This window comes from Klebsiella sp. 4_1_44FAA, assembly GCF_000238715.1.
Lineage (GTDB): Bacteria > Pseudomonadota > Gammaproteobacteria > Enterobacterales > Enterobacteriaceae > Klebsiella > Klebsiella pneumoniae.
In genome coordinates, this window is sequence record NZ_JH414803.1 from 313715 (window position 1) to 333898 (window position 20184).

17 protein-coding genes and 1 pseudogene are annotated in these 20184 nt (G+C 57.0%); 10 read left to right on the forward strand and 8 right to left on the reverse strand.

Annotated features, from left to right (window positions below):
- Window positions 1-32: 32 nt before the first annotated feature.
- On the reverse strand, window positions 33-1313 hold the full coding sequence (hemL, locus tag HMPREF1024_RS06910; protein WP_002889272.1) for a glutamate-1-semialdehyde 2,1-aminomutase: 1281 nt from the start codon (window positions 1311-1313) through the stop codon (window positions 33-35).
- Between the two features lie 180 nt (window positions 1314-1493).
- Here hemL and clcA point away from each other — a divergent pair, with 180 nt between their 5' ends.
- Window positions 1494-2912 carry a H(+)/Cl(-) exchange transporter ClcA gene (gene clcA, locus HMPREF1024_RS06905; protein ID WP_004191940.1) on the forward strand — a complete coding sequence of 473 codons (1419 nt, stop codon included), beginning with the start codon at window positions 1494-1496 and terminating at the stop codon, window positions 2910-2912.
- Between the two features lie 81 nt (window positions 2913-2993).
- Window positions 2994-3338 carry an iron-sulfur cluster insertion protein ErpA gene (gene erpA, locus HMPREF1024_RS06900; protein WP_002889275.1) on the forward strand — a complete coding sequence of 115 codons (345 nt, stop codon included), beginning with the start codon at window positions 2994-2996 and terminating at the stop codon, window positions 3336-3338.
- Between the two features lie 70 nt (window positions 3339-3408).
- On the opposite strand, the gene HMPREF1024_RS06895 is transcribed toward erpA, so the two are convergent.
- Genes HMPREF1024_RS06895 through mtnN form a run of 3 tightly spaced genes read right to left on the reverse strand, consistent with a single transcriptional unit; the run spans window position 3409 to window position 5560 of the window.
- Window positions 3409-4032, reverse strand: a complete 624-nt coding sequence (locus HMPREF1024_RS06895) for a TRIC cation channel family protein (RefSeq protein ID WP_002889277.1) — start codon at window positions 4030-4032, stop codon at window positions 3409-3411.
- Between the two features lie 36 nt (window positions 4033-4068).
- On the reverse strand, window positions 4069-4869 hold the full coding sequence (btuF, locus tag HMPREF1024_RS06890; RefSeq protein WP_002889279.1) for a vitamin B12 ABC transporter substrate-binding protein BtuF: 801 nt from the start codon (window positions 4867-4869) through the stop codon (window positions 4069-4071).
- On the reverse strand, window positions 4862-5560 hold the full coding sequence (gene mtnN / locus HMPREF1024_RS06885) for a 5'-methylthioadenosine/S-adenosylhomocysteine nucleosidase (RefSeq protein WP_002889282.1): 699 nt from the start codon (window positions 5558-5560) through the stop codon (window positions 4862-4864). The genes btuF and mtnN overlap by 8 nt, the downstream gene beginning before the upstream one ends.
- An 83-nt stretch (window positions 5561-5643) precedes the next feature.
- Here mtnN and dgt point away from each other — a divergent pair, with 83 nt between their 5' ends.
- The 3 genes from dgt to cdaR all read left to right on the forward strand — a co-directional run bounded on the left by dgt (window position 5644) and on the right by cdaR (window position 10050).
- A complete protein-coding gene (gene dgt, locus HMPREF1024_RS06880; RefSeq protein ID WP_004145871.1) occupies window positions 5644-7158 on the forward strand; it encodes a dGTPase in 1515 nt (504 codons plus the stop codon).
- Window positions 7159-7292: 134 nt separating this feature from the next.
- Window positions 7293-8726, forward strand: a complete 1434-nt coding sequence (gene degP / locus HMPREF1024_RS06875; protein ID WP_004177363.1) for a serine endoprotease DegP — start codon at window positions 7293-7295, stop codon at window positions 8724-8726.
- Window positions 8727-8892: 166 nt separating this feature from the next.
- Window positions 8893-10050, forward strand: a complete 1158-nt coding sequence (cdaR, locus tag HMPREF1024_RS06870) for a DNA-binding transcriptional regulator CdaR (protein ID WP_002889289.1) — start codon at window positions 8893-8895, stop codon at window positions 10048-10050.
- Window positions 10051-10168: 118 nt separating this feature from the next.
- On the opposite strand, the gene HMPREF1024_RS06865 is transcribed toward cdaR, so the two are convergent.
- The 4 genes from HMPREF1024_RS06865 to map all read right to left on the reverse strand — a co-directional run bounded on the left by HMPREF1024_RS06865 (window position 10169) and on the right by map (window position 15033).
- Entirely contained in the window at window positions 10169-10555 is a 387-nt protein-coding gene (locus HMPREF1024_RS06865; protein WP_002889292.1) for a DUF3461 family protein, read from the reverse strand.
- A gap of 107 nt (window positions 10556-10662) precedes the next feature.
- The gene (dapD, locus tag HMPREF1024_RS06860; protein ID WP_009309273.1) at window positions 10663-11487 is read right to left on the reverse strand and encodes a 2,3,4,5-tetrahydropyridine-2,6-dicarboxylate N-succinyltransferase; all 825 of its coding nucleotides are present in this window, start codon (window positions 11485-11487) and stop codon (window positions 10663-10665) included.
- Between the two features lie 30 nt (window positions 11488-11517).
- The gene (glnD, locus tag HMPREF1024_RS06855) at window positions 11518-14181 is read right to left on the reverse strand and encodes a bifunctional uridylyltransferase/uridylyl-removing protein GlnD (protein WP_009309274.1); all 2664 of its coding nucleotides are present in this window, start codon (window positions 14179-14181) and stop codon (window positions 11518-11520) included.
- 57 nt (window positions 14182-14238) lie between these two features.
- Window positions 14239-15033, reverse strand: a complete 795-nt coding sequence (map, locus tag HMPREF1024_RS06850; RefSeq protein WP_002889297.1) for a type I methionyl aminopeptidase — start codon at window positions 15031-15033, stop codon at window positions 14239-14241.
- 322 nt (window positions 15034-15355) lie between these two features.
- On the opposite strand from map, the gene rpsB reads away from it, so the two are divergent.
- The 5 genes and pseudogenes from rpsB (at window position 15356) to ispC (ending at window position 20066) form a co-directional block, all read left to right on the forward strand.
- The gene (rpsB, locus tag HMPREF1024_RS06845) at window positions 15356-16081 is read left to right on the forward strand and encodes a 30S ribosomal protein S2 (protein ID WP_002889299.1); all 726 of its coding nucleotides are present in this window, start codon (window positions 15356-15358) and stop codon (window positions 16079-16081) included.
- Window positions 16082-16200: 119 nt separating this feature from the next.
- Window positions 16201-17049: pseudogene (tsf, locus tag HMPREF1024_RS06840) on the forward strand (translation elongation factor Ts); the annotation flags it as partial.
- 152 nt (window positions 17050-17201) lie between these two features.
- On the forward strand, window positions 17202-17927 hold the full coding sequence (pyrH, locus tag HMPREF1024_RS06835; protein WP_002889306.1) for a UMP kinase: 726 nt from the start codon (window positions 17202-17204) through the stop codon (window positions 17925-17927).
- 150 nt (window positions 17928-18077) lie between these two features.
- Window positions 18078-18635 carry a ribosome recycling factor gene (gene frr / locus HMPREF1024_RS06830; protein ID WP_002889308.1) on the forward strand — a complete coding sequence of 186 codons (558 nt, stop codon included), beginning with the start codon at window positions 18078-18080 and terminating at the stop codon, window positions 18633-18635.
- A 228-nt stretch (window positions 18636-18863) separates the two neighbouring features.
- Window positions 18864-20066 carry a 1-deoxy-D-xylulose-5-phosphate reductoisomerase gene (gene ispC / locus HMPREF1024_RS06825; RefSeq protein ID WP_009309276.1) on the forward strand — a complete coding sequence of 401 codons (1203 nt, stop codon included), beginning with the start codon at window positions 18864-18866 and terminating at the stop codon, window positions 20064-20066.
- The last annotated feature ends 118 nt before the right edge of the window (window positions 20067-20184 follow it).

Sequence of the window (20184 nt, forward strand, 5' to 3'; positions counted from 1 at the left end):
AAAATCCCTGCGCCACCAGGCATTCAAGCACCTTACAGCTTGGCAAATACCCGGCGCGCGGCGTCGATGGTGTTGTCGATATCTTCTTCGCTGTGGGCCACGGACATAAAGCCGGCCTCAAACGCTGACGGCGCCAGGTACACGCCTTCCTCCAGCATCAGATGGAAGAAGCGCTTGAAGCGTTCAACGTCGCACTTCACCACGTCCTGATAGCAGGTGACGGTTTCGGCATCGGTAAAGAAGATGCCGAACATGCCGCCGACGTTATTGACCACCAGCGGGATCCCGGCGTCACGCGCCGCGTCCAGCAGGCCTTGCGCCAGCTGGTTAGTCAGTTCAGTCAGGGTTTCATGGACCCCCGGCTGCGCCACTTCGTTCAGGCAGGCGAAGCCAGCCGCCATGGCGATCGGGTTGCCGGAGAGGGTGCCCGCCTGATAGACCGGACCGGTGGGCGCCAGAGCGTCCATCACCTCACGGCGGCCGCCGAAGGCGCCTACCGGCATCCCGCCGCCGATGATTTTCCCCAGACAGGTCAGATCCGGCTCCACGCCGTAGTAAGCCTGAGCGCCTGCCAGCGCCACGCGGAAGCCGGTCATCACTTCGTCGATAATCAGCAGGGCGCCAAATTCGTCGCACAGGGCGCGCAGGCCCGGCAGGAATTCCGGCTGCGGCGGAATGCAGTTCATATTTCCGGCCACCGGCTCGACGATGATGCAGGCGATCTCCTGCGGATACTGCTCGAACGCCGCGCGCACCGAGGCGAGGTCGTTATAAGTGCAGGTCAGGGTATGTTTGGCGAAATCGGCCGGGACGCCCGGCGAGTTCGGCTGGCCGAGGGTCAACGCGCCGGAACCGGCTTTCACCAGCAGGCAGTCGGCATGGCCGTGGTAGCAGCCTTCGAACTTAATGATTTTGTCGCGTCCGGTGAAGCCGCGCGCCAGGCGAATGGCGCTCATGGTGGCTTCGGTACCGGAGTTCACCATCCGCACCATATCCATGGTCGGCACCAGCTCGGTCACCAGGGCCGCCATTTTCACTTCCATTTCGGTCGGCGCGCCAAAGCTCAGGCCGCGGGATGCCGCCTCGATCACCGCATTGCGGATAGCCGGGTGGTTGTGGCCCAGCACCATCGGACCCCAGGAACCGACATAATCGATATAGGCTTTCCCATCCACGTCATAGAGGTAAGCGCCATCCGCGCGTTCGATAAACAGCGGTGTGCCGCCGACGCCGGTGAAAGCGCGCACCGGCGAGTTAACGCCGCCGGGGATCAGTTCGCGCGCAGCGTGGTACAGATTTTCAGATTTGCTCATGGCCAGGGTCCTGGTTCGTGAAAAATGTTTTATCGGCTATTCTAAGTTATTCCAGGATGGTTATGAAAGTTTTGCCCAATTGAAACAATGTGCCGCAAGGGCATTTTTTTGACGACGCAGCGCGCCGGGACGGCTAAAATGCCGCTCTCTTCATTTGTATTACCAATAATTGATAACGGCATGAAAGCAGAAACTCCCTCTTTTGAAGCACATCAGTTTGTGCGGGTGCGTCGCGGCGATGCGGTGCGCCGTCTGATTCAACGCGATAAAACGCCGCTGGCGGTGCTGTTTATGGCGGCAGTGGTCGGCACGCTGGCGGGGCTGGTGGGCGTCGCCTTTGAAAAGAGCGTGAACTGGGTGCAGAACCAGCGGATCGGCGCGCTGGCGCAGGTGGCGGACCACTGGTATCTGGTCTGGCCGCTGGCGTTTATCCTGTCGGCGCTGCTGGCGATGGTCGGCTATTTTCTGGTGCGTCGCTTTGCGCCGGAGGCCGGCGGCTCCGGGATTCCGGAAATTGAGGGCGCGCTGGAGGAGCTGCGGCCGGTGCGCTGGTGGCGCGTGCTGCCGGTGAAATTCGTTGGCGGCATGGGGACCCTTGGCGCCGGGATGGTGCTGGGTCGTGAAGGACCGATGGTACAGCTTGGCGGCAACATTGGGCGCATGGTGCTGGACGTTTTCCGCATGCGCAGTCCGGAAGCGCGGCATACGCTGTTGGCGACCGGTGCGGCGTCGGGGCTTTCGGCGGCCTTTAATGCGCCGCTGGCCGGTATTCTGTTTATCATCGAAGAGATGCGCCCGCAGTTCCGCTACAATCTGATCTCCATTAAAGCGGTGTTTACCGGCGTGATCATGTCGAGCATTGTGTTTCGCATTTTCAACGGCGAAGCGGCGATCATTGAGGTGGGTAAACTAAGCAACGCCCCGGTAAATACCCTATGGCTGTATCTGGTGCTGGGCATGCTGTTTGGCTGCTTTGGCCCGCTGTTTAATTTTCTGGTGCTGCGCACTCAGGATCTGTTCCAGCGCATCCACGGCGGCAACATCAAAAAATGGGTGTTTATTGGCGGATTAATCGGCGGGCTCTGCGGTCTGCTGGGGCTGATGCAGCCCTCCGCGGTGGGCGGTGGCTTTAACTTGATCCCTATCGCCGCTGCCGGTAACTTCTCCGTCGGACTGCTGCTGTTTATCTTTATTGCCCGCGTGGTGACCACGCTGATCTGCTTCTCTTCCGGCGCGCCAGGGGGCATTTTCGCGCCTATGTTGGCGCTCGGCACGCTGCTGGGCACGGCGTTCGGCATGGCGGCTATTCCGCTGTTTCCGGCCTACCATCTCGATGCCGGCACCTTCGCGATTGCCGGTATGGGGGCGCTGCTCGCCGCCTCGGTGCGTGCGCCGCTGACCGGGATCGTGCTGGTGCTGGAGATGACCGATAACTATCAGCTCATTTTGCCAATGATTATTACCTGCCTTGGCGCAACACTACTGGCGCAATTCCTCGGCGGTAAGCCTTTGTATTCGACCATTCTGCAGCGTACTCTGGCGAAGCAGGAAGCCGAGCAGGCGGCAAAAGCGCAGCAGGCTCCCCGGGAGAATACTTGAACGATTTACCAGGGTATTAGATAATGGCTCAAAAGGTCCGGTTATTCTTTAACCGGCCGGAAGTATCAATGGGAGCAGAAAATGAGTGATGACGTAGCGTTGCCGCTGGAGTTTACCGAAGCCGCAGCCAATAAAGTAAAACACCTGATTGCGGATGAAGATAATCCGAACCTGAAACTGCGCGTGTATATCACCGGCGGCGGTTGCAGCGGTTTCCAGTATGGCTTCACCTTTGACGATCAGGTGAACGAAGGGGATATGACCATTGAGAAACAGGGCGTCGGCCTGGTGGTTGACCCGATGAGCCTGCAGTATCTGGTCGGCGGCTCGGTCGACTATACCGAAGGGCTGGAAGGTTCGCGCTTTATCGTGACCAATCCGAACGCGAAAAGCACCTGCGGCTGCGGCTCCTCGTTCAGCGTTTAAGCGAGTTCTCCCCCAGCGGGAGGGAGCAAACCCTAAAAACGGTAACCTTAAGGTTACCGTTTTGCTTTTACTACCGACCGTTATCGTCCAGGGCAAACGTCGGCAGCTTCAGATGCCAGCGAATAGCCGCCAGACGAATTACCAGGGTGACCACCATCCCCATCATTGCCGAATTCTCCAGCGGGAGATGAAAGGTGTCGTGTGCCGTGGCGTGGACAATACCGCCGACGATACAGGCGGTGGCGTAGATTTCGGTACGCAGAATCATAGGAATTTCCCGCGCCAGCACGTCGCGAATAATCCCGCCGCCGACGCCGGTCACCACCCCCATGCACACCGCGACCAGCGGGCCGCTGCCAGCGAGAAAAGCTTTATTGACGCCAATGCCGACAAACACCGCCAGACCGACGGCATCAAGAACGGGCAGGATCCATTTCGGCAGCCGGCGAGGCTGGCGGACCAGCAGGATGGTCAGCATGCTGGTGACCATCGCCACCACCAGATCGGTGGGATCTTTGACCCAGAATACCGGGCCATTCGCCAGCGCCATGTCGCGGATGGTCCCGCCGCCTACCGCCGTCACTACCCCTAACACCAGCACGCCGAATGGGTCCATACGCAGTTTTCCGGCCAGCAGTACGCCGGAGATCGCGAAGACAGCTGTGCCAATAATATCCAGCCAATAGACAAGCATCGTTGATTCCCACTGAACATCCGGTGTGCCGGATGATTATTTTACCTGGTCAAGCGCCGCACAAAGTTGTTTGGCGGCGAGGATAATACGTGGGCCGGCGCGTTCAAACCAGTCGCTGTGTAACGCAATCAACGAAATGGTGAGCTGATGTTGCCAAAAGCGCTGCGCTTCGGCAATGCGGCTGGCATCCCCGGTCACCACGATCGCCTGCGGCTGGCGGGCCAGCACCTGTTCGCGGCTCACCTGCGGCCAGGGAACGCGGCTGGTGGCGAAGATATTCTCGCCGCCGCAAAGCCTTAGCACCTGATCCTGAATCGAACCGGGGCCGCTGGTGAACAGCGGTGCGGAGCCGAACTGCAGGAAGACGCGTTTCTTCGGCGCGTTGGCATAGCGCGCTTTCAACGCATCGTATTCCTGCTGCATCGCTTGCGCCGCCTGCTGTGCTTTTTCCGGCTGCGGGCTCCACTGCGCCAGCTCACGCAGGGTAGCGATGATCTCTTCTATGGTCGAGGTCTGTACCCACAGGACGTGAATACCCAGAGACTGCAGCTGGTTAACCTGGCGTTCGGCATTGCCCCCGCGCCAGGCCAGCACCACGTCTGGCTTGAGCGCCACGATGCGTTCCAGGTTCATTCCCTGCCAGCTGGCAACCTGTTCGATCGTTTTGGCCTGCGAAGGATAATCGGAATAGCTGCTGACGCCGACCGGCGTGATCCCGGCGGCAAAGGCCAGTTCGGTATTGGCGGGGGAGAGGGTGATCACCCGCGGCGCGGCCAGCAGCCACGCCGGGGCGAGTAACAGCAGCGCGGCAAGCGCGAAGGATAGCGACTTAGCCACGTGCCAGGTTCTGTACCAGATTCTCCACCATCAGGGTGGACTGTCTGGCGGCGACCGCAAGGAACTCCTCAAAGCTGAGGTGGGACTGCTGGTCGGCCACGTCGGAGATAGCGCGAACCACCACGAAGGGAACCTTAAAGTTATGGCAGACGTGGGCGATGGCGGTCGCTTCCATTTCCACGGCGATCGCCTGCGGGAAATTATGGCGGATCTTCGCCAGACCGACAGAGCCGTTAATGAAGGCATCCCCGCTAACGATGAGGCCGCGAACGGCGTTGAGATCTAACGCTTTAATGCAGCTCTCTGCGGCGGCCACCAGTTTTTCATCCGCCTTAAAACCCGCCGGGCAGCCAGGGAGCTGGCCGTATTCATAGCCGAAGGCGGTGACGTCGGCGTCGTGGTAGCGCGCTTCATCGGAGACGACGATATCGCCGACCTTCAGCGTCGACGCCAGGCCGCCGGCAGAACCGGTATTAATGATCACGTCAGGCTGGCAGCGCTCCAGCAGCAGGGTCGCGCCCATCGCCGCCGCTACTTTTCCGATACCAGACTTCAGCAGAGCGACGTCAACGCCGTGAAGTTGGCCGGTATAGATTTCGCTTCCGCCAATGGTGATGGTCTGGCGGTTTTCGATTTTGTCGCGCAGAAGGGTAACTTCCTCTTCCATAGCGCCAATAATGCCAATTTTCATAGATTTACTCGCGATGTGTCAGGTTTAGTTGCATAGTCTATCATGCGCTTAAGGGGAAGCGTATTGCTCGCGCGGGAGAGGCTATGGCAAAGATTGATTTTCGCAACAAGATAAACTGGCGTCGACGCTTCCGTTCGCCGCCGCGGGTGGAGACGGAGCGCGACATCCTGCGGATCTTTGAAAGCGATCGGGGACGGATCGTCAACTCGCCGGCAATCCGCCGCCTGCAGCAAAAAACTCAGGTCTTCCCGCTCGAGCGCAACGCGGCGGTGCGCACTCGCCTGACCCACTCGCTGGAGGTGCAGCAGGTGGGGCGCTATATCGCCAAAGAGGTGCTGAGCCGGCTGAAAGAGCTGAGGCTGCTGGAAGAGTATGGCCTGGAAGAGCTGACCGGGCCATTCGAGAGCGTGGTGGAGATGGCCTGCCTGATGCACGATATCGGCAATCCCCCGTTTGGCCATTTTGGCGAAGCGGCGATTAACGACTGGTTCCGTCAGCGCCTGGCGCCCGGCGATGCGCTCGGGCAGCCGCTGACCGACGATCGCTGCGAAGTGCAGGCCTTACGCCTGCATGACGGAGAGACATCGCTTAATGCGCTGCGCCGTAAAGTGCGCCAGGATCTCTGCAGCTTTGAGGGCAACGCGCAGGGCATTCGTCTGGTCCATACGCTAATGCGTATGAACCTGACCTGGGCGCAGGTGGGATGTATCCTGAAATATACTCGTCCGGCGTGGTGGTCTGAGGAGACGCCGGCCAGCCACAGTTATTTAATGAAGAAACCTGGCTATTATTTAGCCGAAGAAGAGTATGTCGCGCGTTTGCGTAAAGAACTGGATCTCGCGCCTTACAATCGGTTTCCATTAACCTGGATTATGGAGGCTGCGGATGACATTTCATATTGCGTCGCGGATCTCGAGGACGCGGTGGAAAAACGTATTTTTAGCGCAGAACAGCTCTATCAGCATCTTTACGACGCCTGGGGCAGTCATGAAAAAGGCTCGTTATTTTCGCAGGTAGTAGAAAATGCCTGGGAGAAATCGCGAGCCAATTATCTGAAGCAGAGCGCGGAAGATCAGTTTTTTATGTATTTGCGGGTGAATACGCTGAATAAGCTGGTGCCCTACGCGGCGCGCCGATTTATTGACAACCTGCCGGCAATCTTCACCGGGGACTTTAATCATGCATTGCTGGAGGACGACAGCGATTGCAGTCAGCTACTGGAGCTCTATAAAAATGTGGCGATGAAACAGGTCTTTAGCCATCCGGATGTTGAGCAGCTGGAATTGCAGGGCTACCGGGTGATCAGCGGCCTGTTGGATATTTATCAGCCGCTGCTGAAATTATCGCTGGAGGATTTCAGCGAATTAGTAGCGCAGGAGCGGGTACGACGTTTACCCATTGCCTCCCGGCTGTATCAGAAACTTTCGACCCGTCACCGGCTGGCCTATGTTGAAGCGGTAAATAAACTGGCGCGTACGGCGCCCGAATTTGCGCTGATGGAATACTATTATCGCTGCCGTCTGATTCAGGACTATATCAGCGGGATGACGGATTTGTATGCGTGGGATGAATATCGGCGACTCATGGCGGTGGAATAGGCTGGAGTTTTGTAAAGATGGACAATAAATTTTTACTTTTTCCAGAAACTTAATTCCGGAACTTAGCGTTATAAAATGACTCTGATAGTCACGTACACAGCAACTTTCGTTACCTGATATTGAGATTGAAACTGATGAAAAAAACCACGTTAGCAATGAGTGCACTGGCTCTGAGTTTAGGTCTGGCGTTGTCCCCGCTCTCTGCGAGCGCGGCAGAAACGGCATCTTCGGCCACTAATGCACAGCAGATGCCAAGCCTGGCCCCGATGCTGGAGAAGGTGATGCCGTCGGTGGTGAGCATTAACGTTGAAGGTAGCACCACCGTTAATACCCCACGGATGCCACGTAACTTCCAGCAGTTCTTTGGCGATAATTCGCCGTTCTGCCAGGATGGTTCTCCTTTCCAGAGTTCGCCGTTTTGCCAGGGCGGCGGACAGGGCGGTCAGCCTGACGGCGGCCAGCAGCAGAAATTTATGGCGCTGGGCTCCGGCGTCATCATTGATGCCGCCAAAGGGTATGTGGTGACCAACAACCACGTCGTGGACAACGCCACCACGATTAAGGTTCAGCTGAGCGATGGCCGTAAGTTTGATGCCAAAGTCGTCGGCAAAGATCCGCGCTCTGATATCGCGCTGATTCAGATTCAGGAGCCAAAAAACCTGACGGCGATTAAGCTTGCCGACTCCGATGCGCTGCGCGTCGGTGATTACACCGTGGCTATCGGCAACCCGTTCGGTCTGGGCGAAACCGTGACCTCCGGGATTGTCTCCGCGCTGGGCCGTAGCGGCCTCAACGTGGAAAACTACGAAAACTTTATCCAGACCGATGCGGCGATTAACCGCGGGAACTCCGGCGGCGCGCTGGTGAACCTCAACGGCGAGCTGATCGGTATCAACACCGCCATTCTGGCGCCGGACGGCGGCAACATCGGTATCGGTTTTGCTATCCCGAGCAACATGGTGAAAAACCTGACCGAGCAGATGGTGAAATATGGCCAGGTGAAACGCGGTGAGCTCGGCATTATGGGCACCGAACTGAACTCTGAGCTGGCGAAAGCGATGAAAGTCGATGCCCAGCGCGGGGCCTTCGTCAGCCAGGTAATGCCAGGTTCGGCGGCCGCGAAAGCGGGCATTAAAGCCGGCGATGTCATCACCTCCCTCAACGGGAAAGCGATCAGCAGCTTCGCCGCGCTGCGTGCCCAGGTCGGCACCATGCCTATCGGCAGCAAAGTTGAGCTTGGTCTGCTGCGCGACGGCAAACCGGTGACCGTGACCGTCGAACTGCAGCAGAGCAACCAGACCCAGGTTGACTCCAGCACCATCTTCAACGGGATTGAAGGGGCGGAAATGAGCAATAAGGGTCAGGATAAGGGCGTGGTGGTCAATAATGTGAAAGCCGGTACCCCGGCGGCACAGATTGGCCTCAAGAAAGGCGACGTCATCGTCGGGGCGAATCAGCAGCCGGTGAAAAACATCGCCGATCTGCGGAAAATCTTCGACGCCAAACCGTCCGTACTGGCGCTGAACATTCAGCGCGGCGACGCCTCTATCTATCTGCTGTTGCAGTAACCGCCAGCGCTCGCTTCCCAGCCCCTTCCCTCGCCGAGGGCAGGGGCTTTTTTCGTTCTGTGACCGCCCCCACAACTCCACATATCTCACCCCGGCTTAGTGCAAATGCACAATGCAGCGCGACGATGACTCTTTTATGCTGGTGCCCAGCAAAGGGGAGGACTACATGGCTGGCTGGCATCTTGATACCAAAATGGCGCAGGATATTGTGGCGCGGACCATGCGCATCATCGATACCAATATCAACGTGATGGATGCCCGCGGGCGGATCATCGGCAGCGGCGATCGGGAAAGGATTGGTGAATTGCACGAAGGCGCGCTGCTGGTCCTCTCCCAGGGGCGGGTGGTGGATATCGACGACGCGGTCGCTCGCCATCTGCACGGGGTTCGCCAGGGGATTAACCTGCCGCTGCGCCTGGAGGGGGAGATCGTCGGGGTGATCGGCCTGACCGGCGAGCCGGAGTCGCTGCGAAAATATGGCGAGCTGGTGTGCATGACAGCAGAGATGATGCTGGAGCAGTCGCGGCTGATGCATCTCCTGGCCCAGGACAGCCGTCTGCGCGAAGAGCTGGTGATGAACCTGATTCAGGCGGAAGAGCATACCCCGGCGCTGAATGAATGGGCTCAGCGTTTAGGCATCGATCTCAATCAGCCGCGCGTGGTGGCGATGATTGAGGTAGACAGCGGTCAGCTCGGCGTGGACAGCGCGATGGCGGAACTGCAACAGTTACAGAACGCGCTGACTACCCCCGATCGCAATAATCTGGTGGCCATTGTCTCGCTCACGGAAATGGTGGTGCTGAAACCGGCGCTGAACAGCTTTGGCCGCTGGGACGCTGACGATCACGTCCGGCGCGTCGAGCAGCTTATCGCCAGGATGAAAGAGAATGGCCAGCTGCGCTTTCGCGTGGCGCTGGGCAACTTCTTCACCGGCCCAGGAAGTATAGCCCGCTCTTACCGTACCGCACGGACGACGATGATGGTTGGCAAGCAGCGGATGCCGGAGAGCCGCAGTTATTTCTATCAGGATCTGATGCTGCCGGTGCTGCTCGACAGCCTGCGCGGCGGCTGGCAGGCCAATGAGCTGGCCCGTCCGCTGGCGCGTTTGAAGGCCATGGACAACAACGGGCTGCTGCGGCGGACGCTGCAGGCGTGGTTTCGCCATAACGTGCAGCCGCTGGCGACGTCAAAGGCGCTGTTTATTCATCGCAATACGCTGGAGTACCGGTTGAACCGTATCTCGGAGCTGACCGGCCTGGATCTCGGTAGCTTTGACGACAGGCTGCTGCTGTATATCGCGCTGCAGCTGGACGAACAACGCTAAGACGTGGAGGCAAAAAAATGCCGGGTAGCGACGCGCCATACCCGGCCTGGACGATGCATGCTGTCTGGAGTGGATAGAGACCACCAGCCCGGCCAGGCAACGCGCCGCCGGGATGCTCTTACTTACGGGTGAGCTTTTCCAGATCGGCTTCGATTTCGCTGATCTTATTGGTGACCACGCTTTCCAGATGGCGTAAATCGTCGAGGATTTTACGCTTGAGATCGATTTCAGTGCGATCGCGCTGGCAGATCTGATCCAGCTCGTCGATAACGTAGCGCAGATTGGGGCTGATCTCCTGGACCTCTTTGTAGCCCTGGCCGACGCCGTCGGCGACGACGGTTTTGCGCTGACGCGGATATTTGAACTTCACGCTCTTGGCGAAGAATTCGCCTTTGTCTTTCTGAAAATAGATTTTCAGAATGTCGTTGTTAGCTTCCTGCCGCAGGCTATAGCGATCGATCTCATCAGGGTTGGTAATGCCAAGACTTTTCAGATTATCGTACATAACGGTACCTTTGATAGCATCATAACCATTGAATAATTAACGAAAAAATCCATTTTCGCCAGCATCAAATATAAAAAAAGCGGGATATCTCCCGCTTTTTATTTGCTTTAGTCGATGGTGCGCAGCAGCTCGTTAATGCCGACCTTGCCGCGGGTTTTGGCATCGACTTTCTTCACAATCACCGCGCAGTACAGGCTGTATTTACCATTTTTCGACGGCAGGTTGCCTGAGACCACCACCGAGCCAGCCGGTACGCGGCCGTAGAAGACTTCGCCGGTTTCGCGATCGTAGATTTTGGTGCTCTGACCGAGGTAAACGCCCATGGAGATGACGGAGCCTTCTTCGACAATCACCCCTTCAACCACTTCAGAGCGCGCGCCGATGAAGCAGTTATCTTCGATGATGGTCGGGTTCGCCTGCAGCGGCTCCAGTACGCCACCGATGCCGACACCGCCGGACAGATGCACGTTTTTACCGATCTGTGCGCAGGAGCCGACGGTGGCCCAGGTATCAACCATGGTGCCTTCGTCAACGTAGGCGCCGATGTTAACGTAGGACGGCATCAGCACAGTGTTGCGGGCGATGAACGCGCCCTGGCGCACGGCGGCCGGCGGCACCACGCGGAAACCTTCTTTCTGGAAACGCGCTTCGTCGTAGTCAGCGAATTTCATCGGCACTTTATCGAAGTAGCGGCTTTCCGCACCATCGATAACCTGGTTATCGTTAATACGGAAAGAGAGCAGTACCGCCTTCTTCAGCCACTGATGCGTCACCCACTGACCGTCGATCTTCTCAGCGACGCGCAGCGCGCCGGAATCAAGAAGGGCGATAACCTGGTTAACCGCTTCGCGGGTCACTGTATCCACATTAGCCGGCGTAATGTCGGCGCGACGCTCGAAAGCGGACTCAATAACGTTCTGTAACTGCTGCATTGTTTCTTTCCATTCACTAAAAAAAATACGTCACCCTTTATCGTTTGGATTGAGGGCCGCTGTCAACCGTTGTTGCACTTCTTGTTGCAGCTCATTATTAAGGGCACGCCGGTCGGCGGTGGCGATTATAAATAAATCTTCTACTCGCTCACCAATTGTCGTAATTCGCGCCCCGTGAAGCGATATCCCGAGGTCGGCGAACACCTGCCCGACGCGGGCGAGCAGCCCGGGCTGGTCGAGCGCTATCAGCTCCAGAAACGATTTTCGGTCGGTATGGGTCGGCAGGAAATTCACCTCGGTGTCCACGGAAAAATGGCGTAGCTTTGCCGCCTGACGACGCGGGGCCGGAGGCTGCCAGCTGCGCTGAGTGATGGTCTGCTCCAGCCCCTGGCGGATCGCCTCGTGGCGGTCGGCGGAAAGGGGGCTGCCGTCGGGCTCAAGGACGATAAAGGTATCCATCGCCATACCGTCGCGGGTGGTGAAGATCTGCGCGTCGTGGACGCTGAGGTTGCGACGGTCAAGTTCGCCACACACTGCGGCGAACAGGTAAGGGCGATCCGGGCTCCAGATAAAAATCTCCGTACCGCCGCGGGTGGCCTGCGAGCTCAGCAGGATCATCGGCTTATTCAGATCGTGGCGCAGCAGGTTGCGGGCGTGCCAGGCGAGCTGCGTCGGCGTATGTCGCACGAAATAGTTGGCGCGGCAGCGGTTCCAGATCTGATGCAGCGCCTCTTCATTAATATTGTCCATCCGCAGCAGGGCCAGCGCCTGCAGCTGATGGTGACGCACTCGTTCGCGCATGTCCGGGGTGCTTTGCATGCCGCGACGCAGCTGCTTCTCGGTGGCGAAATAGAGTTCACGCAGCAGGCTCTGCTTCCAGCTGTTCCACAAGGTTTCGTTGGTGGCGCAGATATCGGCGACGGTCAGACACACCAGATAGCGCAGACGATTTTCCGTTTGCACCTCCTCGGCGAACTGCTTAATCACCTCCGGATCCTGAATATCGCGCCGCTGGGCGGTGACCGACATCAGCAGGTGGTGACGCACCAGCCAGGCGACCAGCTGCGTTTCGCGCGAGTTCAGCCCGTGCAGCTCGGCAAACTTCAGCACATCCTGCGCGCCGAGGATCGAGTGGTCGCCGCCGCGCCCTTTGGCGATGTCGTGGAACAGGGCAGCAATTAAGATCAGCTCCGGGTGCGTTAAGCGCGGCCACAGCTCCACGCACAGCGGGTGGCGGCTGCGGGTTTCTTCTTTGGCAAAGCTTTCCAGCTTGAGCATCACCCGGACGGTGTGTTCATCGACGGTGTAGGCGTGAAACAGGTCGAACTGCATCTGGCCGACGATATGCGACCACTGCGGCATATAGGCCCACAGTACGCTGTGGCGATGCATCGGCAGCAGCCCGCGACTTACCGCTCCCTGATGGCGCAGCATACTAAGAAAGAGCGTGCGCGCCTCCGGGATATAGCACAGCGGCTGGGTGAGATGACGGCGGGCGTGGCGCAGATGGCGCAACGTCGTTGAGTAGATGCCGGTGATGGTGCTATTGCGCACCATGATATAAAACATGCGCAGAATGGCCTGCGGTTCGCGAATAAACAGCGTGTCGTCACGCAGATCGATAAGGGTGCCGCGCAGCTGGAAATCATCATCGATCGGGCGTGGTTTTTCATCCTCGGTCAGGGCGAGGATAGCCTCCTCAAACAGCTGAAGCAGCATCTGATTCAGCTCGCTCACCCGGCGGGTAACGCGGAAGAAGTCCTTCATCATATGCTCAATCGGCTGGTTGCCGTCGCCTTCATAGCCTAGCCGGCGGGCCACGCTGAGCTGGCGGTCGAATAGCAGACGGTTGTCATAGCGCGTGAGTTCGAGATGCAGCGCGAAACGGATGCGCCACAGCTGATGCAGACACTCATTGAGTTCATTGCGCTCGGCTTCGGTCAGAAAGCCGAAGCCGACCATCTCATCCATTGAGGTGGCGCCGAAATGGCGGCGAGCCACCCACTGTAGCGTATGGATATCGCGCAAGCCGCCGGGGCTGCTTTTCACGTCCGGCTCGAGGTTATAGCTGGTGCCATGATAGCGCTGATGACGGACGTTCTGCTCTTCGACCTTGGCGGCGAAGAACTTTTCCGATGGCCAAAAGCCGTCGCTAAAAATATGTTTTTGCAGTTCAAGGAACAGCGCGACGTCGCCGATCAGCAGGCGCGATTCGATTAAGTTGGTGGCAACGGTCAGATCCGAGAGACCTTCCAGCAGGCACTCTTCGAGGGTGCGTACGCTGTGGCCCACCTCCAGCTTGACGTCCCACAGCAGGGTGAGCAGTTCGCCGACTTTTTGCGCCTGGTCGTCCGGCAGTTTTTTACGACTGAGGATCAGCAGATCGACGTCTGAGAGCGGGTGCAGTTCGCCACGGCCATAGCCGCCGACGGCGACCAGCGCCAGGTCGCTGACGGATTCAAAACCGCAGGCGATCCATAATCGCTGCAGCAACTGGTCGATAAATTCGGTGCGCGCCGCGATGAGCTGCTCCGCGACGATGCCGGAGTCAAACGCCTCGCCCAGCCAGTGCTGGAAGGTATCGATGTGCGCCTTGATTGCGGCACAGTTCAGATCGCCCTGCGGCCAACTCAACGGGTGTTCTGGCGGGACGGGCAGGAGAGGGGAGGCTGTGTCAGGTAATGAGTTGCTCATCGCGTCACCATAAGAAAAAACTATCTAATAAAAAAGCCGGCGGGCGCCGGCTTTTCATCATTCATCGTGCGAGATTATCGCCGGGATGGTGTCATCCTTGCGTAGCGTCAGAATTTCGCAGCCGTTGTCTGTCACCACAATAGTATGCTCGTACTGCGCAGACAAGCTCCGGTCTTTGGTTTTCACCGTCCAGCCGTCTTTCATGCTGCGGATCTCTTTTTTACCGGCGTTGACCATCGGCTCGATGGTGAAGGTCATGCCTGGTTTGAGTACGACGTTTGTCTCCGGCGAATCGTAGTGCAGCACCTGAGGTTCTTCATGGAAGCCGCGGCCGATACCGTGCCCGCAGTACTCGCGAACCACGGAGAAACCTTCGGCTTCCACAAATTTCTGGATCGCCGCGCCGATGGTGCGCAGGTTGATGCCTGGCTTCACCATTCTCAGCGCCAGGTACAGGCTTTCCTGAGTGATGCGGCACAGGCGCTCGCCGAGAATCGTCGGTTTGCCGACGATAAACATTTTGGAGGTATCGCCATGGAAATCATCTTTAATGACGGTCACGTCGATATTCACGATATCGCCATCTTTCAGCAGCTTGCCGTCATCAGGGATACCGTGACAGACCACTTCATTGACCGAAATGCAGACGGATTTCGGATAGCCGTGATAGCCGAGGCAGGCGGAAATGGCCTTCTGCTCGTTAACGATATAGTCGTTACAGATGCGGTCCAGTTCGCCGGTGCTGACGCCCGGTTTGACGTAGGGTTCGATCATTTCCAGCACTTCGGCGGCCAGGCGGCCGGCAACGCGCATTTTTTCGATGTCTTCAGATGTCTTAATAGAGATAGCCATGGAGTATGTCCAGCAGTGTCGATATTTTCGACAATAATAGAGTAAGTCCTGTCAATGGTAACAGTCCGGGCAGGCTGGTGCCAAACTGAGAATCATTAACAGCACGCGACGTCAACAAGAGTTGGTGTCTGGATGGATTTTGTGGTATAAAGCGCGCCGGACTTCCGTTCCATCTCAGATACACAAGGATGGACGTAAGCGACATAGCTCACTTTGTGTAATAACACACACGTATCGGCACATATTCCGGGGTGCCCTTCGGGGTCGGTAATATGGGATACGTGGAGGCATAACCCCAATTTAATCTATAGAGGTTTTAAACATGGCAACTGTTTCCATGCGCGACATGCTCAAGGCTGGTGTTCACTTCGGTCACCAGACCCGTTACTGGAACCCGAAAATGAAGCCTTTCATCTTCGGCGCGCGTAACAAAGTTCACATCATCAACCTTGAGAAAACCGTACCGATGTTCAACGAAGCTCTGGCTGAACTGAACAAGATCGCTGCTCGTAAAGGTAAAATCCTTTTCGTTGGTACTAAGCGCGCTGCAAGCGAAGCGGTAAAAGACGCTGCTCTGAGCTGCGATCAGTTCTTCGTGAACCATCGCTGGCTGGGCGGTATGCTGACTAACTGGAAAACCGTTCGTCAGTCCATCAAACGTCTGAAAGACCTGGAAACTCAGTCCCAGGACGGTACTTTCGACAAGCTGACCAAGAAAGAAGCGCTGATGCGCACTCGTGAGCTGGACAAGCTGGAAAACAGCCTGGGCGGTATCAAAGATATGGGCGGCCTGCCGGACGCACTGTTCGTTATCGACGCTGACCACGAGCACATCGCTATCAAAGAAGCAAACAACCTGGGCATCCCGGTATTTGCTATCGTTGATACCAACTCTGATCCGGACGGCGTAGACTTCGTTATCCCGGGTAACGACGATGCAATCCGCGCAGTAAGCCTGTACCTGGGCGCTGTTGCTGCTACCGTTCGTGAAGGTCGCTCTCAGGACCTGGCTTCTCAGGCGGAAGAAAGCTTCGTAGAAGCTGAATAATAAGGTTTAAGCCCTTATTAGTACCGTGTATGAATAGGGGCCCATTATCGGCCCCTTTTTTCAATTTACGCTGTTTGGCCGTTGGCCGGGCAGTATCCACATCTCCCGAGGATTTTAGAATGGCTGAAATTACCGCTTCCCTGGTAAAAGAGCTGCGCGAACGTACTGGCGCAGGCATGATGGATTGCAAAAAAGCGCTGACTGAAGCGAATGGCGACATCGAGCTGGCAATCGAAAACATGCGTAAATCCGGCGCGATCAAAGCGGCGAAGAAAGCAGGCAACGTGGCTGCTGACGGCGTGATCAAAACCAAAATCGAAGGCAACTACGGTTACATTCTGGAAGTTAACTGCCAGACTGACTTCGTTGCTAAAGATGGTGGTTTCCAGGCATTTGCCGACAAAGTACTGGACGCCGCTGTTGCAGGTAAAATCTCCGACGTTGAAGTTCTGAAAGCGCAGTTCGAAGAAGAACGTGTTGCGCTGGTTGCTAAAATCGGCGAGAACATCAACATCCGTCGTATCGCTGTTCTGGAAGGCGACGTTCTGGGCAGCTACCAGCACGGTGCGCGTATCGGCGTTCTGGTTGCCGCTAAAGGCGCTGACGAAGAGCTGGTTAAGCAGCTGGCAATGCACGTTGCTGCAAGCAAGCCGGAATTCGTTAAGCCGGAAGACGTGTCTGCTGAAGTGGTAGAGAAAGAGTACCAGGTTCAGCTGGACATCGCGATGCAGTCCGGTAAGCCGAAAGAAATCGCAGAGAAAATGGTTGAAGGCCGCATGAAGAAATTCACCGGCGAAGTTTCTCTGACTGGTCAGCCTTTCGTTATGGAGCCGAGCAAATCTGTTGGCCAGCTGCTGAAAGAGCACAACGCTGACGTGACTGGCTTCATCCGCTTTGAAGTGGGCGAAGGCATTGAGAAAGTTGAGACTGACTTTGCAGCAGAAGTTGCTGCGATGTCCAAGCAGTCTATTTTTAAAAAAAGGAAGCCGCCTGAGGGCGGCTTCTTTTTGCGCCCATTTTGTAAATTCAGCCAACTGCTTATAGTGGCCGCGCTGAAATGCGACATACAATGTCGCCGGAATTAACACATCTCATTCGTTGACAGTCTCAGGAAAGAAACATGGCTACCAATGCAAAACCCGTCTACAAACGTATTCTGCTGAAATTAAGTGGCGAAGCGCTGCAGGGCTCAGAAGGCTTCGGTATTGATGCAAGCATACTTGACCGCATGGCTCAGGAGATCAAAGAGCTGGTTGAGCTGGGTATTCAGGTTGGCGTAGTAATTGGTGGCGGTAACCTGTTCCGTGGTGCTGGTCTGGCGAAAGCGGGTATGAACCGCGTTGTGGGCGACCACATGGGCATGCTGGCAACGGTCATGAACGGCCTGGCAATGCGTGATGCGCTCCACCGCGCCTATGTGAACGCTCGTCTGATGTCCGCCATCCCGCTGAACGGCGTATGCGACAACTACAGCTGGGCAGAGGCAATCAGCCTGCTGCGCAACAACCGCGTAGTGATCCTCTCCGCTGGTACCGGCAACCCGTTCTTTACCACCGATTCCGCAGCCTGCCTGCGCGGTATCGAAATTGAAGCCGATGTGGTGCTGAAAGCCACCAAGGTTGACGGCGTATTCACCGCTGACCCGGCAAAAGATCCTTCTGCCACCATGTACGATCAGCTGACCTACAGCGAAGTTCTGGAAAAAGAGCTGAAAGTCATGGATCTGGCGGCCTTCACCCTGGCGCGTGACCATAAATTACCGATTCGCGTCTTCAACATGAACAAACCTGGCGCCCTGCGTCGCGTGGTGATGGGCGAAAAAGAAGGCACATTGATCACGGAATAATTCCCGTCAGCGCCAAATCCGGGTAATATTCCGCTTTACTTTCGCGGGGATATTGCCCGGTGATTTTCATTAAATCTGACTATACTTAGCTCATTTTCCGACGGGTGCCCCGTCTGGTCTGACTGAGACAAGCTTTCAAGGATTCGTAACGTGATTAGCGATATCAGAAAAGATGCTGAAATCCGCATGGAAAAATGCGTCGAAGCATTCAAAAACCAAATCAGCAAAATTCGCACGGGTCGTGCTTCTCCGAGCCTGCTGGACGGGATTGTTGTTGAATACTACGGTACTCCGACCCCGCTGCGCCAGCTGGCCAGCGTCACCGTCGAAGACTCCCGTACCCTGAAAATCAACGTCTTTGACCGTTCTATGTCCGCGGCCGTTGAAAAAGCGATCATGGCGTCAGACCTCGGTCTGAACCCAAGCTCTGCCGGCAGCGATATTCGTGTCCCGCTGCCGCCGCTGACCGAAGAGCGTCGTAAAGATCTGACCAAGATCGTGCGTGGTGAAGCCGAGCAGGCGCGCGTTGCCGTGCGTAACGTTCGCCGTGACGCCAACGATAAAGTCAAAGCGCTGCTGAAAGAAAAAGAGATCAGCGAAGATGACGATCGCCGTTCTCAGGACGACGTGCAGAAAATGACTGACGCCGCCATCAAAAAAGTTGACGCGGCGCTGGCAGACAAAGAAGCGGAACTGATGCAGTTCTAATGCTCTGCCCTTACTCAGGCCAGACAGGCTCTGGCCTGAGTAAAATCTGAAACGCCGTACAGAAGACTGTACGCTCAATTCTCGGGATTGCGTTGCGACCGCTGGCCTTGTAGCCTTTAGCGCTTAGTTGAAGGCCTAATGCCGCCGTCTCATCCCCGATAGTTGCTGCGTAGGGGCTTGCTGGCGGCGTTTTGCTTTTTATTCTGTTTCCACTCTTCTGGACGTCTCATGAAGCAATTAACCGTTCTCGGTTCGACCGGCTCCATTGGCTGTAGCACGCTGGACGTGGTGCGCCATAACCCTGGTCGCTTTTCCGTCGCCGCGCTGGTCGCGGGGAAAAACGTTGACCGTATGGTTGAACAATGCCTGGAATTTACCCCCCGTTACGCGGTGATGGACGATGCGCAAAGCGCTGAGCGGTTGCGCACCCGTCTGCATGAGCATGGCAGTCGCACCGAGGTGCTGAGCGGCCAGCAGGCGGCGGCAGAGGTCGCGGCGCTGGATGAGGTCGAGCAGGTCATGGCGGCAATCGTCGGCGCGGCGGGACTGGTGCCGACGCTGGCGGCGATCCGCGCCGGGAAAACGGTATTGTTAGCGAATAAAGAATCGCTGGTGACCTGCGGTCGCTTATTCATGGAGGCGGTGCAACAGTCGGGGGCGCGATTGCTACCGGTCGATAGTGAGCATAACGCTATTTTTCAGAGTATGCCGGAGACAATTCAGCAGCATCTGGGATACGCTGATCTTGCCCGGAATGGCGTCTCGTCAATCCTGCTGACCGGCTCCGGTGGGCCTTTCCGCGAGACGGCCGTGGCTGAACTGGCGGCGATGACCCCGGATCAGGCCTGCCGTCATCCCAACTGGTCGATGGGGCGCAAGATCTCCGTCGATTCGGCCACGATGATGAACAAAGGCCTGGAATATATTGAAGCGCGCTGGCTGTTTAACGCCTCGGCCCAGCAGATGGAAGTGCTGATCCATCCGCAGTCGGTGATCCACTCGATGGTTCGCTATCAGGATGGCAGCGTGCTGGCCCAGCTTGGGGAGCCGGATATGCGCACGCCGATCGCCCATACCATGGGCTGGCCGCAGCGACTGAATTCCGGCGTTAAACCGCTGGACTTCTGTCAGTTGAGCAATCTGAGCTTCTCCGCGCCGGACTATACGCGATATCCGTGCCTGAAGCTGGCGATGGACGCGTTTGACGTCGGCCAGGCCGCGACCACGACGCTGAATGCGGCTAATGAAGAGTCGGTTGCCGCGTTTCTGCATGGCGATATCCGCTTTACCGATATTGCGGCGATTAACCTGGCGGTGCTGGATAAGATGGACCTGCAGGAGCCGCAAAGCATTGGTGATGTTCTGGTTATCGACGCCGAGGCGCGCGCAATCGCTCACCAGCAGCTGCAGCGGTTGGTTGCGCAGGCGTAACGCGGTGATATTTGTGGGCGCAAGGCTTCGGTGATATAGTCTGCGCCACCCGATCGTTGCATTTTGTTGTTAAAGATTACGGTGGCCGTGACAAAACACGGCTTTTTTGCGTAAAGCT